Consider the following 17,386-nt stretch of genomic DNA (forward strand, 5'->3'; position numbering starts at 1 on the left):
TAAATTCGTTACCTCACGGCAACATTTTTCAGGTATTGTGTAAAAGTACAAAGTTACGCAATAATCACACATTATTAGGCAGTTTTACAAAAAACAAATAAGATATCTTAGAATATTTTAGGTAAATAAAAGGAGTTAACAAACTCATGCTGATGTAATTTGAATCAAATATTGGCTTAAGATTAGTCTTACCTATAGTTTTGAAGAAAACGTAAATGAAGAAGGCCATCCAGGATTGGACAGCCTCCATCTAATAAATAGTTTTGAAAATTAACAGTTAGAAATATTTTATTTAACTAAATAATATCAAGAACTTTCTCAATATCATCCTTCTTATTTCAGCGATTTGTTTTATTACACCTTGTAATACGATCATCACAAGCGGCTAAACAGTTCAAAAAACACAATCTAAAATACTAAAAATAACGGAATTATTAACTCTTTACAAGCTAATTCTGTATTCTTTAGTCATTCAGAAATATATATTACACGCAAACGAAAACTGTCTTTCTTACTAAAACATTGAAAAATTACCACATTCTTTTCAGGTAACAAAATGCAAAATAAACGCAAACGTTTGCTTCAAATAAAAATTAACCCTATAAAATTAACCTAAAGTGTCATCATAGCAGGGTTAACAAGAGAGGTAATTATCAATTTATTAACGAAATTAATTAAAATTAGAATTTGAAACAAATAATTCCATTTAAATACAATAAAATGGCACTTGTTTATTAAAATCAATGAGTATTTGATTTTATAATGATATTATAGGTTAATCTTATTTTTCATATAAGGATAAACAAAAACAGCTCCTAATACGATTATAGCTCCTAAATAGAAACCTGTACTCATGGCCTCTTGTTGCCCAAAAATAAGCAAGGCTAATATAATTCCATAAACTGGTTCTAAATTGGTCGTTAATGCAACCGTAAATGCAGAAAGTTCCTTCATCACAGCAACACCAAGTACATAAGCCACTGCGGTACACAAGCCTCCTAATAAAAACAAATAACCGATATCCTGATTATTTAAGATCAATTGGGGACCAAAACCATCTTGAACAAAAAGCAATAAACTGATTCCTAGAAAGCCTCCCAACATTTCATAGAATGTAATCAATGCGGGTTCTGCCTTTTTAACCATCCGAGCATTAAATATGGAAAATATACTCGCACAAAACGCACAAGAAAGTCCAAAAACAATCCCCCAGAAATACTTAAATTCAAACTTAAAAATCAGGTAAATCCCTAAAATGATGATTAAGCCGACGATGACATCCGATAAAGCAATTTTCTTTTTGTTGATGATAGGTTCCAACACGGCTGTAAATAAAGTCACGCTGGATAAAGTAACCAGAGTTACAGAGACAGTAGACACTTTTATCGCATGAAAAAACAAGATCCAATGCAGGCCTACAATCAATCCTACCCCCATATATTGAACCAATTGGTTACGGGTTACCTTAATGGAAATACGTTTGATTTTAAAATAAATAAATAGAAATATTACCGCGATAAGAACCCTATACCAAACAAGAGGAATTGCAGATATAGAAATCAATTCTCCCAACACCCCTGTAAAACCCCAAATCAATACCGTAAAATGCAATATTAGAATATTGCTGTTGATTTTTATTGCTGGCATAAAAAACTTACTTAGGCGCCTTTTTCAGAAGATAAAAACTAAGAATAATAAATATCACGTTTGGAATAAGCACTGATATTAGCGGGTCTAACCCTCCTTTAATAGAAAACATACTTGAAAAACGCTCCAATACAATATAAATACAACTTAAGCCAATCCCTAATCCTAAACTTAAGCCTATCCCTCCCCTAACTTTCTTAGACGATAAGGAAACCCCAATAATCGTTAAAATGAATGCCGAGAAAGGATTGATTAATCGCTTATATTTTTCTAACAACAATTCATTCATTCTGCCGGTTCCACGGATTTCTTCCTTATCAATACGTATTTCCAATTCTTTTTGGCTCATGGTCGTGAATACGTTTTCATACACTTCAAAATCTTGCGGACGCATATCTAAGGTCGTATCACGTTTATCACCAGTTTCCATCTTTTCCTTAAGCCCATCGATTTCCCTATTTGAATAAGTATGAAGGCTCCATTTGCTGGCCACAGAATCCCAAGTAATCCGCTCGGCCATCAACTTGGCAATCATTTTATCCCCATCAAATTTCTCTAAACTGAAGTTGTATCCAGTACGACTTTTAATATCAAACGAGCCCATATATACATAAGTGTTTGAATCCACTTGCATATGTGTAGACGTTGGTGAAGTTTCTTTATTCGGTTTTACAAAAATATTTTCAAAATCCACCTTAACCTTATTCGTATATGGGATGATAAACACGTTAGACACTAAAGTAAGGGCAAAAATCAAACCGGCACATAAAATATAGGGCCTTAACATCCGATTAAAACTCATGCCTCCGCTTAATATAGGCACAATCTCTGTTTGATCGGCCATTTTTGACGTAAAGAATATTACGGCTATAAAATTAAAAAGAGGCGTAAGCATATTGATGAAAAAGGGCAAACTTCCAAGTGCGTAATACTCAAAGAAAACCCGATGCATCGGAGCATTATATTTATTAAAATCATCGATTTTTTCAGAAATATCAAAAATGACAATAACTACACAGAAGATAGCTACTGTAAATACAAAAGTAGATAAGTACTTTTTAATGATATATAAATCAATGATTTTCATGGTTATTGATTATAATCGTTGGTCTAAAATTTTAACCATGCTGTTCTTCCAATCATAAAATGTTCCATCGATAATTTTTTCTCTAGCTTGACCTACCAACCAAAGATAAAAATGAAGATTATGAAGAGAAGCAATTTGTGCGCCCAAAATCTCTTGCGATTTAATTAAATGGCGTAAATATGCTTTGGTGTGTAAACGATCGACTAATAAATCACTATCTGGATCTATCGGACTAAAATCATCCTTCCACTTTTCATTCTTGATATTAATAATCCCCTTTTGAGTAAATAACATCCCATTCCGAGCATTTCGGGTAGGCATTACACAGTCGAACATATCAATTCCTAACGCAATATTTTCCAATAAATTAACAGGTGTGCCCACCCCCATTAAATAGCGAGGCTTATCCACCGGTAGAATATTGGTCACCACTTCCGTCATTGCATACATTTCCTCGGCAGGCTCACCTACCGACAAGCCTCCTATCGCATTACCTTCACGGTTAAAAGAGGCAATAGTTTCTGCAGACTTTTCTCTTAAATCCTTATATACTGACCCTTGAACTATTGGAAATAACGTTTGGTCATAACCATACAAAGGCTCTGTACTATCAAATCGATCGCAACAACGTTTTAACCAACGGTGAGTCATATCTAAAGATCTTCTCGCATATTGGTAATCACATGGATATGGAGTACATTCATCAAAAGCCATGATGATATCCGCACCAATTATTCGTTGCGTATCCATAACATTTTCAGGCGTAAATAAATGCTTAGAACCGTCAATATGCGATCTAAAAGTCACTCCCTCTTCTTTTATTTTACGAACTTCGGTTAATGAGTATACTTGATAGCCCCCAGAATCTGTTAGCATGGGGCGATCCCAATTAATAAATTGATGTAAACCACCTGCTTTTTGAATTACATCCAACCCTGGTCGTAAATATAAATGGTAGGTATTTCCTAAAATTATCTGTGCTTGAATATCATTAACTAATTCATGCTGATGTACCGCTTTCACTGTACCTGCTGTTCCTACGGGCATAAAAATTGGTGTTTTTATCGTCCCATGAGCGGTTTCTATCTCCCCAGCCCTTGCTCTTGAAAGTTTGTCTTTTGCCTGAAGCGTAAATTTCATACTCTTATTTAATCGACCGCAAAAATACTATAAAATTTCGAGCAAGCCTTAATTCCGCTAATTTATTCGCATTTATTAACATCTCTCGAATCATTTACTCTTTTATGCTGTATCTTTGATGCAATTTTATGCAATTAACCCCAGAAATTATACTAGAATGGCAACACATCCCTTTGGGGATTATTTTGCTATTGTTGCTTTTTCAACTCTATTTTTTACTTTTCGTTTACGCTCGATTAGCTCGGCATAAAGTATCTTCTTTCCAAGAAGCTACAGATAAACCCGCTGTTTCAGTTATCATATGCGCTCATAATGAACAAGAAAATTTAAAGACTTTTTTACCCAGTATATTAAATCAGAATTACCCTAATTTTGAAGTCATTGTTGTCAATGATTTCTCTACCGATGAAAGTAAGTGGGTATTAAAGGATTTCGCTGAGCAGTATCCGCATTTAAAAATAGTCGATATTAAGGAGCATATCAAACTAAAGCATAGCAAAAAATTTGCACTTACCATGGGTATTAAAGCAGCTCAATACGACTACTTACTCATGACCGATGCCGATTGCCAACCCCATAACGAACATTGGATTTCGGAGATGGCCGGTGGATTTACAAATGAGCACAAAGAACTTGTTTTAGGATATTCCCCATACTTTAAGCTTCCTGGTTTCCTCAACAAACTTATTCGTTTTGAAACCACACACACGGCGATGAGCTACCTTTCTTATGCGTTAAAAAAGGATGCCTATATGGCTGTAGGAAGAAATTTAGCCTATCGAAAAGCTTTATTCTTTCGAGGCAAAGGATTTAATGCCCATATGCACATCAAATCTGGTGATGATGACCTTTTTGTAAACAGTAATGCAACCAAAAAGAATGTTCAAATTTCCATCCACCCAAATGCCTTTGTCTTGTCTGCTCCAAAAGACAGCTGGAAAAGTTATTATAAGCAAAAAGCACGTCATGCCGGTGCATCAGTACTTTACAAGAGCCGACATAAACGCATGTTAGGAATTCAATTGATTAGTGCATTGCTATTCTACCTCGCGTTGATCATCACAGCATGCGTATTTCCTTCCACTTGGAAATTCATCTTAGGAGCCTATTTTTTACGATTAATCATACAATTTATCATCTTTAGACCCATTTATCAAAAGCTACAAGTGAGCGACTTATGGCTATGGTTACCAATTTTGGATCTATATTATTATTTTTACATCTGTTTTAATGGATTGTTTAACCGAACAAAAAAACAACAATCCTGGAAATAACCCTTTAATTTAATTGTCCGTGAATCCTACAGTAGACATCATATTTCAGTATTTTCCGAATCTTACGGAGAAACAAAAAGAACAATTCACACAATTGGCTACGGTCTATCCATTATGGAACGACCAAATAAATGTCATATCGCGAAAAGATATTGAAAGCCTGTATTTAAAACATGTGCTACATTCATTAGCTATTGGAAAATTTATTTCCGAACTGACCGCTAAAACTAGAATTTTAGATGTAGGTACAGGAGGTGGATTTCCAGGAATACCCTTAGCCATTCTTTTTCCAGAGGTGCAATTTCATTTAGTAGATTCCATTGGTAAGAAAATTAAAGTCGTACGTGAGGTAGCAGCAGCTATAGGCTTGACAAACGTAGAGGCTGATCATATTCGTGCAGAAGATTTAGACTATAAATATGATTTTATCATCTCCAGAGCAGTAACTAGATTAGCAGATTTTATTCCTTGGGTTCGTAATAAAATTGAAAACAAAGATCATAATGCAATTCCAAACGGCATATTGTATTTGAAGGGTGGAGATTTAAAAGAAGAAATCAAAGAAGCAAGAGTTAAAGCGGAATTACATCCAATAAGTAGTTACTTTAAAGAAGACTTCTTCGACACAAAATACGTCCTATATATCCCCATGTAGACTCGCTTTATCGCGCAAAAGCCCGATTATATTATGTAGGGAAAAAAGACCTTTTTCCCTACTGAAGATATTTAGATATCTCTGCGCCTATGAGATTAATTTCTTCATCCATACCAAACATGGGTAATCCAGATTCAGGATTTAATTTCAACCATAACGTATCCGTATCTTTAATCAATTGAACATATTCCTTCCCATCTTTAAAGACGGTATAGGTATCCGTTTCATCAGGAAATATAGAATAAACTACATCAGCTATCTCTATATCAAAGGGCTCTTGCACTTCCATTTTTTCTGTTTTTATTCACAAAGTTAAGCAATTAAATGCAAGAGATATTGCAGAAAAAGGCCTGAATCATTATCTTTAGTCGCAACTAACCAACAATGAACGCTATAGAGAAAATTGCGATAACTAAGATTAAAGGTATTGGTCCTAAATCCAGTCGATTGCTATTAGCGTATTTTGGCTCTTTAGAAAACATTTTTCTGAGCAATAAAAAAGAATTACAACAAATCCCTGGCTTAAGTGCAAATGTCATCCAACAGCTTCTTAATAAATCATTTTTAGCAGAGAGTGAACAAGAATTACGCTTTGTGGAAGATCAACAGATCCAACTCTTATGGTTTGAAGACGAACTATTCCCTCAGCGATTAAAACAATGTGATGACAGCCCAATGCTCTTGTATCATAAAGGAACGATCAATTTAAACCAACCTAAAGTCATTAGCGTTGTTGGCACTCGAAATGCAACTTCCTACGGCAAAAAATTAACCGAACAACTCTTAAACGAATTAAAAGAATTTCAAGTCTTGGTCGTTAGTGGCTTAGCTTTTGGCATCGATATCCAAGCGCACCGCACTGCTTTACAACTTAAATTGCCAACAACAGCAGTATTAGGACATAGCCTAGATCGAATATACCCTTATGAACATTCAGAAACTGCAAAAGAAATAATGCAAGCGGGCAGTTTATTGACCGAATTCCCATCAGGAACATTACCAGATCGCATGAATTTCCCCATGAGAAACCGAATTATTGCCGGATTGGCAGATGTCACCATCGTTGTTGAGGCTGCAAATAAAGGTGGAGCCTTAATTACTGCGGAAATCGCCAACAGTTATGATAGGGATGTTTGTGCCTATCCAGGTCATGTCGATCAACCCTACTCTGCTGGATGTAATTATTTAATAAAAACGAATAAGGCCCACTTGATCCAAGAACCACAAGACCTTATCAATTTAATGCAATGGAAAAAAAATAACCAACAAAAACAAAATATTGGCTTTCAATTGCCCTTAATGCCAAGCTTATCTACCGATGAAAAATTGGTCTTTGACTTTTTAAAAGACGAAAATCAAGCAAGCATTGATGATATTGCTTATTATTGCAAATGGCCAGCAAGTAAGCTCGCAGTCACCCTTTTAGAAATGGAAATGACTGGTTTGATTCAAACATTACCTGGAAAAATATATAAATTACCTTAAACCTAAACTAAATTATGCAAGAACAAGTAAATAAGAAAGGAATCTGGAAAGTCATCGGAGCTTCTTCCTTAGGAACATTAATCGAATGGTACGACTTTTTTATTTTTGGAAGTCTATCCATAGTCATTTCTACCAAATTCTTCCCTTCAGACAATCCTACTGCAGCGTTTTTATCGACACTGGCAACTTTTGCTGCAGGCTTTGTGGTAAGACCCTTTGGTGCTTTATTTTTTGGACGTTTAGGCGACATGATTGGCCGAAAATACACCTTTATGGTCACCTTGATGTTAATGGGTGGCGCTACATTCCTCATTGGATGTATTCCTTCCTATGATCAAATTGGATTCTTGGCCCCTGTCATCGTATTAATATTACGTTTATTACAAGGTTTAGCTTTAGGGGGTGAATATGGTGGAGCAGCCACTTATGTTGCTGAGCATGCACCAAATGGGGAACGTGGATATTGGACCTCATGGATTCAAACTACAGCAACCTTTGGATTGTTTATCTCTTTAGTCGTAATCCTACTGACCAAATTTTTCCTAACAGCAGAACAGTTTGATGATTGGGGATGGCGTGTACCCTTTTTATTATCTATCCTCATGGTCTATGTTTCTTACTTAATCCGTAAAAACATGGATGAATCTCCAGAATTTAAAAAAGCTAAAGCGGAAGGAAAAACTTCTACAAACCCTCTAAAAGAGAGTTTTGGAAACAAATACAACTTAAAATTCGTTTTACTAGCACTTTTTGGAGCCGCAATGGGCCAGGGGGTTGTTTGGTACACCGGGCAATTTTATTCCATGAGTTTCATGAAAACAGTCATGTTTCTAGACTCTGACCAAGCCGATATCATCTTAGGTATTGCCTTACTTTTAGGTACACCATTCTTTGTCATATTCGGAAAACTATCTGATAAAGTGGGCCGTAAATGGGTCATGTTAATCGGGATGCTTTTAGCTATGCTAACCTATAGACCGATATATGAGACGATGTATCAAATAACCAATGTTGAAAATAAGAAAGAATTAATAGATCAAAGAAAGACCGAGAAATCCATTCTTGAAGTCGATCAAAAGAAGGAAGAAATCGTTAAAACGAATCGTGCATATGCCGATGGGACCCGATTAACAGAAACAGTTAGCACCACGGTAGCCATAGGTGGGCAAGCAGTTGAACAACCTAAAGAATCCAAAAGTAAAATTACCGTCCATGTGTCAGGTATAAATTATGTTAAGCTTATTGGCTTAATCTTTATTCAAATAATCTATATCACCTTGGTTTATGGGCCAATAGCAGCCTTTTTAGTGGAAATATTCCCAGTAAAAATCCGCTATACCTCCATGTCGCTACCCTATCACATCGGAAATGGAATTTTTGGTGGATTGCTTCCTGCCGTATCAACCTATTTGGCGACCAATGCCCAGAGCGGAGGAGATCCCCAATTTTATTTAGAAGGTTTATGGTATCCGATTATTATTTCAGCAGTCTGCTTTGTCATTGGAGCCCTTTATATTAACAAAAATATGGTCGCTAAAGATTTAAACTAATTATGGAACTTGTAAAAAAAGCCTTAGGCATATTATGGATTATTTTAGCTGTGCTGACCGCATATTTTTGTATTGCGCAGTTTGGGCTCCCTAAAATATTATCAGGACATCAAGAAGATGTTGTGTTTGGCGTCATTATTCTCTTTATTTTAACACCTATCATCAGTGTTGGAATGGCTGTTTTCGGATATTTCGCTTTAAAAGGAGAATTTCATAAAGATAAGATGTAATTTTTGGACTGAAAGTCAGCATTATAGCCAAATATTGACATTTTCTTTTCGAAAGAACCAAAAAAATGTTAATTTTGTCGTGGGTAAGTCCTTTACGACCAGCTCCCTTTGAATCCCCCAGGTTGGGAACAAAGCAAGGGTATTAGGTTGAGCGGTGCGATAAAGGTAGCTTACCCATTTTTTATTTCCATTCCCCAGCATTCAGCAGCATATTCTTCCCTCAATTTCAATTCACAACACACATATTAGATATTTTTCGTTTATTTGTAATCCGAATTAACACGAGTATATGAGTTGGTTTAAAAGAAATAAGGCAGGAATTCACACTGCAACAGAACATAAGAAAGAGGCCCCTGATGGGATGTGGAACAAATGTCCTAATTGTAAAAAGCCCCTTTTGAATGTAGAACAAGTTGAAAATAAATACGTTTGCCACTATTGTGACTATCATATCCGTATAGGCTCTACTGCATATTTTTCTATTTTATTTGATAATAATGAATACACTGAATTATTCTCAAATCTCAAAGCAGGAGACCCTTTAAACTTTGAAGATAGCAAGCCTTATAAAGATCGATTAGTCGAAAGTCAAGCAAAGACAGGACTAAAAGATGCTTTACGTGCAGCTGTTGGAAAAATAAATGGACAAGAGATCGTTATTGATTGTATGGACTTTTCCTTTATAGGAGGTTCTATGGGATCCGTCGTTGGTGAAAAAATCGCCCGCTCCATTGATTATTGCTTAGCGAATAAGCTACCTTTTATGCTCATTTCCAAATCAGGAGGAGCCCGAATGATGGAAGCCGCTTTTTCATTAATGCAAATGGCTAAAACATCCGCGAAATTAGCCCTTCTAAGCCAAGCAAAACTTCCGTACATCTGCTTGCTCACCGACCCTACAACAGGAGGTGTGACCGCATCTTATGCGATGCTAGGGGATATTAATATTGCAGAGCCTGGAGCACTCATTGGATTTGCCGGACCAAGGGTTATAAAAGAAACCATAAAGAAAGACCTTCCAAAGGGATTTCAAACTTCGGAATTTTTATTAGAACACGGTTTCTTGGACTTTATAGTCGATCGAAGACAATTAAAAGATAAAGTTTCAACATTTTTGAAACTAGTCAAATAAGTCTACTAAAGAATTTGGCGGTTGATAGCAAATGCGATCAACCGCTTTTTTTTGCCCAAAAATAATCCCCCTCATGAGCTAGCCACTAAAACTTTTATTACCTTTATGGGTATCAAATAAACCTAAAACTATTAAATCATGCTTAAACTCAAAGGCTTTCTGATTAGCTGCTTGTTATTAGCAGCATCCATAAACCAAGTAGTAGCTCAATTACGATTACCAAACTTTTTTTCAAACCACATGGTTTTGCAAAGAGAAACCGCCATAAACTTTTGGGGATGGGGTAATGCAGGCAATCAAGTTGAAATTACTGCAGACTGGTTTAAAGACACGGTAAGAACCAAAGTTGATCCTAACGGAAAATGGATAACAACTCTACCAGCAGGCAAAGCCGGTGGACCACACCGCATAAACATCTACATGGCTGGACAAAAAATAACCTTAGACGATGTTCTCCTAGGTGATGTATTTATTTGCTCTGGCCAATCGAATATGGAATGGGGAGGTAACCAAAACTTAAAAGAGATTATGGATGAATTGCCTACAGCTAACAACCCAAACATCCGTCTTCTACAAGTCAGTAAAGTTGGCGCTAAAACGCCGCAAGAACAATTGGCAAACGCTTGGTCTACGCTATCAGCTGAAACCTTAAAACCCTTTTCAGCCATCGGTTATTTTATTGCAAAGGAAATCAATAAAGATCAACAAGTACCTATTGGAGTCATCAATGCCAGTTGGGGTGGAACACCTGCAGAGGTTTGGACACCTGAGTATTTGATTCTAAACGACCCGCTCTTATTAAGTTATGCACAAAAACAAGGCTTTGCTGAATACAGACCTTATGAAAATGGAACCCTGTATAACAGTATGATTGCTCCATTGAAAGGATACAACCTCACTGCAGCTTATTGGTACCAAGGCGAAAGCAATGTAGGCACCTATCCAGGGTATGACAAATTAATGAAAACCATGATTAATTCTTGGCGTTCTGCATGGAATCATGATTTCCCATTCTATTTTGTACAAATCGCTCCTTTCGCCTATAACAACCAAGTACCCTTAGCGGCGTTCTTACGTGAGCAACAAGTGAAAACAGCATTAGAACTTCCCAAAACAGGCATGGTGGTCATTACAGACTTAGTGGACAATATCAAAGACATTCATCCTACCCTGAAAAAAGAAGTTGCTCGTAGATTAGCTGAATTAACCTTAGTAGATGTATACAAAAAGCCTATTCAAGATTATAAATCACCAGTGTATAAGTCTCAACAAATTAAAGGAAACAGTATAGAAATCAGCTTCCATTATTTAGACGGACAATTAACGGCTAAAGGAGATATTACGGATTTACAAATCGCAGGAGCTGACCAAGTATTTCATCCAGCAAAAGGAACGATCAAAGGAAATAAATTAATTATTCAATCCAACGAAGTGAAATCGCCTGTAGCAGCTAGATTTGGATTTACAGAAATTGCGATGCCGAATCTTTTTAACAGTAGAGGACTTCCTGTTTCTCCATTCCGAACCGACAATTGGTAATTAATCCTGCATATAATTAGATCCATGTATTGGATTTAGCAAAACACAAAGACTATTTTATGAAAGGTATTTGAGAAAATCAAATACCTTTCTTTTTTGTAAATAGCTCATATCCTGATCATTTTTATACGCTTCTTGTTCAAACGAAATTTCTAGATAAGCACGATGAACATTTTGAACAAGGATTAAGCGCACTAAAAATTCAGTTAGGTACCATACATAAAATGGAATAACCAACAGTTCTAACGCTTGATAAATATGTATCCGTTCATGATTCAGCAGCGTCTTATTCTGTCGATCATTTTTATGCAGTAAAAAGATAAATGGAAATATCGTAATAGCCTGAGCCTTACCTAAAGAAAAAAATTGAGTCCAAAATTTACTTACGATTACTTTTCCGAGCATAATTAATCCATCAATTGTAGAATTTTAGTATAAAAGTATCGCTTTTTTTGAAATTCAAACTTTGATTGTATATTTGTTTTTATCACCAATGCTGAAAATTCATGCCTTACAAAGAAAGAGATATCAATAAGCTGTACTATACCATGGGTGAAGTAACGGAAATGTTTGATGTAAATGCTTCACAGATTCGTTTCTATGAGCGTGAATTTGAGATTCTTCAACCAAAGAAAAACAAAAAGGGCAATCGTCTATTTACGCAAAATGATATCTCCAATTTAAAGATTATTTTTAATTTGGTGAAGGAAAAAGGCTATACCTTACAAGGGGCAAGAGATTATTTGCGTAGTAATAAAGGAGAGGCCAAAGAAAACCAACGAGTAATTAATTCGTTAGAAAAATTAAAAACCTTTTTAATTGAAGTAAGAGACAATCTGTAATGGTTTCATAAGCGATTACCTACCGGCAAGCTCAATAACCTCCAAATTTTCTATTTTATCCTCATGGATATCGAAGCGCATTAACGTTCTAACGGTATGCCAACCTTGTTTTCCCGCAGCACCAGGATTCAGATGCATCAATCCTAATTTAGGATCATAATGCACTTTTAGAATATGGGAGTGTCCACATATAAATAATTTAGGGGGATTTAGCATTATCTCTGGCTTTACCAGTGGACTGTATTTACCAGGATACCCACCAATATGCGTCATCCACACATCCATTTTTTCGCAATTAAAACGCAAATGTTCTGGAAATTGTAAACGAATGTCTTTTTGATCGATATTTCCAAACACCCCTTTCAAGGGTTTAAAATTTTGCAATTCTTCAATCACTTCCATAGATCCAAAATCGCCAGCATGCCATATTTCATCACAGCCATCAAAATAGGAAAATACGGCCTTATCTAAATAGCTGTGGGTATCTGAAATTAATCCTATCTTCATGCTTAGAATGCTAAAAAAAATGGTTTCAACAAGTTTTTATACGCCTCGGTATAAACTCCTCGTTCTTGATAAATTGTAAATAATTTCTTTTCTATAGGTCCTACTCTTCTTTCAAATCGCAAAATACTTCGAATAATATCCGCATCTTTAAAAGATTGAATGGCGATGTTATTGCTTAAATATAGATTTAGCTTTGCCGCTTCCTCAATCATTAGGTCCGACAGCTCCGAAGGAAGAATCAATTCAAATATCCCATGTTCACTTAACTGTTGAGCAGCAAATTCCAGCAAGCCTTTAAAAAAGATTTCATCCGTATGCTTTGCCACTTTTTTACGGGGATCTGGATTGTGTAAAGAATTGATGTAAAATGGAGGATTCGAAACGATTAGATCAAAGCTTCCGGAAGGTTTCCAATGAAAAACATCCGAGTGAATGATTTCCAAACGCTCATGAAAAGGAGCATTTAAAAAATTTAATTTTGCTGTTTCAGCTGCCAAAAAATCAATTTCTACCGCATAAACGCTAGCATTTTCAAAACGCTGAGCCAGCATTAATGCGATTACTCCTGTCCCCGTACCGATATCAAGTATCGAATCGATGGATTTGGAATCTGCGGCAGCAAATGCCCCTAGCAGAACCCCATCTGTATTGATACGCATGGCACATTGCTGTTGATCTACTGAAAATTGTTTGAATTGAAAGATATTAGCCATTTAGATTTAATTGTGGCAATTATTTAATTTTTCAATACCCGTTGAATTTCATCCAATTTCATTAACGCTTCTACCGGAGTAAGGCTATTGACATCTAAATTATTCAACATATCCCGAATTTTCTCCAGCACTGGATCATCAATAGAAAACATCTGCAGCTGATAAGCCTGCTTTTGAATCTTCCGCATGCTGTCTTTAATTTTTTCCCCGCCAGTACGCTCTTGTTCTAGCCTTTTTAAGATCTCGCTAGCTCTTGCAATCAGTCGAGGCGGCATACCCGCCATACGTGCCACATGAATACCAAAACTATGTTCCGATCCTCCTGGCACTAACTTTCTTAAGAAAATAACTTTATTACCAACCTCTTTGACACTGACATTAAAATTTTTCACCCTAGGTAAGGAGGTACATAGTTCATTAAGTTCATGGTAATGGGTGGCAAATAGTGTCTTTGCACGTGAAGCTGGATGATTGTGCAAATATTCGGCGATGGCCCATGCGATGGAAATACCATCATAAGTACTGGTACCACGACCAATTTCATCCAACAAGATTAAACTGCGATCAGAAATATTATTCATGATACTTGCTGTCTCGTTCATTTCCACCATAAAGGTAGACTCTCCAGAAGTAATATTATCCGAAGCACCAACACGGGTGAAAATTTTATCGACCACCCCTAAATTAGCCTCTTTAGCTGGAACAAAGGATCCTATTTGAGCCATAAGAACTATCAATCCTGTCTGCCTCAAAAGCGCTGACTTACCCGCCATATTAGGACCTGTAATGATTATAATTTGTTGCCCTTCAGGATCCAAATAGGTATCATTGGTGATGTAATCCTGCCCAATAGGTAAGTTTTTTTCAATCACCGGATGACGCCCTCCCTTGATATCAATAATTTTACCTTGATTGATGGAAGGTTTGACGTAAAAATTCTTTTGAGCAATGACTGCAAAGTTGAGTAGTACATCCAATTTCGCTATCAACTGCGCATTGAGCTGTATGGGTTTAATATATTCAGCGATATCGGATAATAAGCCGGCATAGATGCGTTGTTCTATAACTTGAATTTTTTCTTCAGCTCCCAATATCTGCTCTTCATATTCTTTTAATTCCTCGGTGATATAGCGTTCAGCATTGACCAAGGTTTGTTTTCTGATCCAAGATTCCGGAACTTTATCCTTATGGGTATTGGTTACTTCTAAATAGTAACCAAACACATTATTAAACGCAATTTTCAAAGAAGGTATCCCGGTCAATTCCGATTCCCTTTTCTGAATCTCCAACAAATAATCTTTACCTCCAAAAGCCACCCGTCTCAACTTATCTAAATCAACATCCACCCCATCAGCAATGACATTTCCTTTATTGATCGCTATAGAAGGTTCGGCTTGCAAGGTTTTTTCCATTTTATCCCGAATAATTAAACAGGGATTCAATTGCTCGGCAATGATTTGTAATGATTCTGAGCTAGGCTTACTGGTTAATTCTTTTAATCGTTCTACAGCATATAGCGCTCTTTTCAGCTGCGTAACCTCCCTTGGGTTTGCTTTTAGCAAGCCAATCTTACTTATTAATCGTTCTAAATCACCAACCTGTTTAATTTCTCGGATCAATTCATCCCTCAATTCCTGCTCCTGATAAAAATATTCAACCACCTGAAGTCGTTCTTGAATTGCTTTTTCCTCTTTTAAAGGCATGATGATCCAACGCTTTAATAAACGGGCACCCATTGGAGATGCTGTATCATCTAACACTTCGGATAGTGTTGTTGCTTGTTCGTTTGAAGAACCTATTAATTCCAGATTGCGTACGGTAAATCGATCCAACCACATGTACCGATCTTCTTCAATCCGGGAAATATTGGAGATATGTTGTAAGTTCCTATGCTCCGTTTCATTCAAATAGTGAAGGGCAACACCAGCAGCAACCATTCCAATTGGCATTCGGTCTATTCCGAATCCTTTCATGGAATTCACCTCAAAATGCTTTAACAAACATTCGTTAGCATAATCGCCAGTATACGGCCATTCTTCTAAGGTATAAGTATAATAAGCGGATCCAAAATGTGCTACAAACTCTTTAAACTGTTTTTTTCCTAGTATGATTTCAGTGGGCTTAAAGCCTTGCAATAATTTGTCAATATAATTTATAGAACCCTGTGCAACCAAAAATTCTCCCGTAGAAATATCCAAAAACGAAATCCCTACAGTTAGTTTATCAAAATAAATTGACGCTAAGTAGTTATTCACTTTTTGTTGAACAATATTTTCATTGTATGAAACGCCTGGAGTTACTAATTCGGTGACTCCCCGTTTCACAATCGTTTTGGTTTGCTTGGGATCTTCCAACTGATCACATATCGCTACCCGTTGTCCCGCACGAACCAATTTGGGTAAATAGGTTTCCAGAGAATGGTGTGGAAATCCAGCAAGTGCTGTTTCAGATTCTGAACCATTTCCACGTTTTGTTAAAACTATCCCTAAAATTTTGGCCGCCTTTACAGCATCCTCTCCAAATGTCTCGTAAAAATCGCCAACTCGAAACAGCAATAATGCACCAGGGTATTTCGCCTTGATCGTGTTATATTGCTGCATTAAAGGGGTTTGTTTTTTCTCTTTTGCCAAAGGTTCTCCTTTTTTGAATAAAGCGTAAAAATACTAGAATTGTAGCGATTTGCCAAACTAAGCAAAACATAAAACTCCTAGGTACAGAATCCTGATAAATTAAAAAATACCTCTTATTTTTGCATCAAATATCAAATCAATGGCAATCCAGCGAGCAACAAAAAATAACCTTTTCAAAAATAGTACGAAAAAGAAAAAAGCTTCTTTTTGGAAGACTGTATGCTTACCTCTTGTTCTAAAAATTATCGCTGCATTTTTTATACTTAGTATATTCTGGGTTATTGCTCTTCGATTCACCAATCCTCCTATCACCTACCTCATGTTACAACGTGGTTTTGAACGTAAAGATGCTGGTAAAGAGTGGAAAATTGAACGGAAATGGCTGAACTATGAGGATATCTCTAATAATTTAAAACGTGCAGCTTTGGCCGGCGAAGATGCCCACTTCATGACGCACAATGGTTTTGATACCGACGCTATCCTTGTAGCAATCGAAAAAAATAAAGATGGCAAACCCTTACGTGGAGGTAGTACCATTAGCCAACAGACTGCAAAAAATGTATTTCTATGGCCAGGCAGATCCTGGCTCCGCAAAGGATTAGAAACCTATTTCACCGTACTTATTGAATTGCTATGGAGCAAAAAAAGAATTTTGGAAGTCTATTTAAACGTCATTGAAATGGGGCAAGGTGTCTATGGTGCAGAAGCAGCATCCCAATATTACTTTCATAAATCAGCCAAAAACCTAAGCAAGAAAGAAGCCGCACTCATCATTGCCATATTACCAAGTCCACAGAAATGGGATGCTCGCAATCCATCCAATTACATCAACAGAAGAGCAAATAGCATTGTTCGTGATATCAATTATTATAAAATACCGGAGTAAAAAAAATTTAATCAATATGCTAACACAATTCTAGAGCACCAACTCTAGTATCCTGCTGCATAAATTTTT

General features: G+C 36.4%; 17 protein-coding genes and 1 other RNA gene. 10 read left to right on the forward strand and 8 right to left on the reverse strand.

Annotated features, from left to right (window positions below; all coding sequences use genetic code 11):
• Nucleotides 1-768 precede the first annotated feature (768 nt).
• From ACFRAE_RS13360 to tgt, 3 genes are read right to left on the reverse strand one after another with little or no spacing between them, the layout of a single operon-like run.
• The gene (locus ACFRAE_RS13360) at nt 769-1,647 is read right to left on the reverse strand and encodes a DMT family transporter (protein WP_422797668.1); all 879 of its coding nucleotides are present in this window, start codon (nt 1,645-1,647) and stop codon (nt 769-771) included.
• Between the two features lie 7 nt (nt 1,648-1,654).
• Nucleotides 1,655-2,734, reverse strand: coding sequence for an LptF/LptG family permease (locus tag ACFRAE_RS13365; RefSeq protein ID WP_422797669.1), 1,080 nt, complete (start codon nt 2,732-2,734; stop codon nt 1,655-1,657).
• A 9-nt stretch (nt 2,735-2,743) separates the two neighbouring features.
• Nucleotides 2,744-3,874, reverse strand: coding sequence for a tRNA guanosine(34) transglycosylase Tgt (gene tgt / locus ACFRAE_RS13370; protein WP_422797670.1), 1,131 nt, complete (start codon nt 3,872-3,874; stop codon nt 2,744-2,746).
• 128 nt (nt 3,875-4,002) lie between these two features.
• On the opposite strand from tgt, the gene ACFRAE_RS13375 reads away from it, so the two are divergent.
• Nucleotides 4,003-5,148: a glycosyltransferase gene (locus ACFRAE_RS13375; protein WP_422797671.1), complete on the forward strand. Its 1,146-nt coding sequence runs from the start codon at nt 4,003-4,005 to the stop codon at nt 5,146-5,148.
• A 19-nt stretch (nt 5,149-5,167) separates the two neighbouring features.
• On the forward strand, nt 5,168-5,803 hold the full coding sequence (gene rsmG / locus ACFRAE_RS13380; RefSeq protein WP_422797672.1) for a 16S rRNA (guanine(527)-N(7))-methyltransferase RsmG: 636 nt from the start codon (nt 5,168-5,170) through the stop codon (nt 5,801-5,803).
• Between the two features lie 58 nt (nt 5,804-5,861).
• Here rsmG and ACFRAE_RS13385 read toward each other — a convergent pair whose 3' ends face one another.
• Nucleotides 5,862-6,092, reverse strand: coding sequence for a hypothetical protein (locus tag ACFRAE_RS13385; RefSeq protein WP_422797673.1), 231 nt, complete (start codon nt 6,090-6,092; stop codon nt 5,862-5,864).
• 95 nt (nt 6,093-6,187) lie between these two features.
• On the opposite strand from ACFRAE_RS13385, the gene dprA reads away from it, so the two are divergent.
• The 6 genes from dprA (at nt 6,188) to ACFRAE_RS13415 (ending at nt 11,739) form a co-directional block, all read left to right on the forward strand.
• On the forward strand, nt 6,188-7,288 hold the full coding sequence (dprA, locus tag ACFRAE_RS13390) for a DNA-processing protein DprA (protein ID WP_422797674.1): 1,101 nt from the start codon (nt 6,188-6,190) through the stop codon (nt 7,286-7,288).
• A 14-nt stretch (nt 7,289-7,302) separates the two neighbouring features.
• The gene (locus ACFRAE_RS13395) at nt 7,303-8,838 is read left to right on the forward strand and encodes an MFS transporter (protein ID WP_422797675.1); all 1,536 of its coding nucleotides are present in this window, start codon (nt 7,303-7,305) and stop codon (nt 8,836-8,838) included.
• A gap of 2 nt (nt 8,839-8,840) precedes the next feature.
• Entirely contained in the window at nt 8,841-9,068 is a 228-nt protein-coding gene (locus ACFRAE_RS13400; RefSeq protein WP_422797676.1) for a DUF6814 family protein, read from the forward strand.
• Between the two features lie 81 nt (nt 9,069-9,149).
• Nucleotides 9,150-9,247, forward strand: an RNA gene (gene ffs, locus ACFRAE_RS13405) — signal recognition particle sRNA small type.
• A gap of 110 nt (nt 9,248-9,357) precedes the next feature.
• A complete protein-coding gene (accD, locus tag ACFRAE_RS13410; protein ID WP_422797677.1) occupies nt 9,358-10,200 on the forward strand; it encodes an acetyl-CoA carboxylase, carboxyltransferase subunit beta in 843 nt (280 codons plus the stop codon).
• 138 nt (nt 10,201-10,338) lie between these two features.
• The gene (locus ACFRAE_RS13415; protein WP_422797678.1) at nt 10,339-11,739 is read left to right on the forward strand and encodes a sialate O-acetylesterase; all 1,401 of its coding nucleotides are present in this window, start codon (nt 10,339-10,341) and stop codon (nt 11,737-11,739) included.
• Nucleotides 11,740-11,796: 57 nt separating this feature from the next.
• Here ACFRAE_RS13415 and ACFRAE_RS13420 read toward each other — a convergent pair whose 3' ends face one another.
• Nucleotides 11,797-12,144 carry a hypothetical protein gene (locus tag ACFRAE_RS13420; RefSeq protein ID WP_422797679.1) on the reverse strand — a complete coding sequence of 116 codons (348 nt, stop codon included), beginning with the start codon at nt 12,142-12,144 and terminating at the stop codon, nt 11,797-11,799.
• A gap of 101 nt (nt 12,145-12,245) precedes the next feature.
• Between ACFRAE_RS13420 and ACFRAE_RS13425 the strand changes: the two genes are divergently transcribed.
• The gene (locus ACFRAE_RS13425) at nt 12,246-12,581 is read left to right on the forward strand and encodes a MerR family transcriptional regulator (protein ID WP_422797680.1); all 336 of its coding nucleotides are present in this window, start codon (nt 12,246-12,248) and stop codon (nt 12,579-12,581) included.
• A 15-nt stretch (nt 12,582-12,596) separates the two neighbouring features.
• Here the strand turns inward: ACFRAE_RS13425 and ACFRAE_RS13430 are convergent, their stop codons facing one another.
• The 3 genes from ACFRAE_RS13430 to mutS are packed head-to-tail and all read right to left on the reverse strand — an operon-like array spanning nt 12,597 to nt 16,431.
• On the reverse strand, nt 12,597-13,088 hold the full coding sequence (locus ACFRAE_RS13430) for a metallophosphoesterase family protein (RefSeq protein WP_422797681.1): 492 nt from the start codon (nt 13,086-13,088) through the stop codon (nt 12,597-12,599).
• Between the two features lie 2 nt (nt 13,089-13,090).
• Nucleotides 13,091-13,801: a tRNA1(Val) (adenine(37)-N6)-methyltransferase gene (locus tag ACFRAE_RS13435; RefSeq protein ID WP_422797682.1), complete on the reverse strand. Its 711-nt coding sequence runs from the start codon at nt 13,799-13,801 to the stop codon at nt 13,091-13,093.
• A gap of 23 nt (nt 13,802-13,824) precedes the next feature.
• Nucleotides 13,825-16,431, reverse strand: a complete 2,607-nt coding sequence (gene mutS, locus ACFRAE_RS13440; protein WP_422797683.1) for a DNA mismatch repair protein MutS — start codon at nt 16,429-16,431, stop codon at nt 13,825-13,827.
• 139 nt (nt 16,432-16,570) lie between these two features.
• Here mutS and mtgA point away from each other — a divergent pair, with 139 nt between their 5' ends.
• The gene (gene mtgA / locus ACFRAE_RS13445) at nt 16,571-17,317 is read left to right on the forward strand and encodes a monofunctional biosynthetic peptidoglycan transglycosylase (protein WP_422797684.1); all 747 of its coding nucleotides are present in this window, start codon (nt 16,571-16,573) and stop codon (nt 17,315-17,317) included.
• Nucleotides 17,318-17,386: the final 69 nt, after the last annotated feature.

The sequence above is a fragment of the Sphingobacterium sp. HJSM2_6 genome, from assembly GCF_049316305.1.
In the GTDB taxonomy this organism is placed as follows: Bacteria; Bacteroidota; Bacteroidia; order Sphingobacteriales; family Sphingobacteriaceae; genus Sphingobacterium.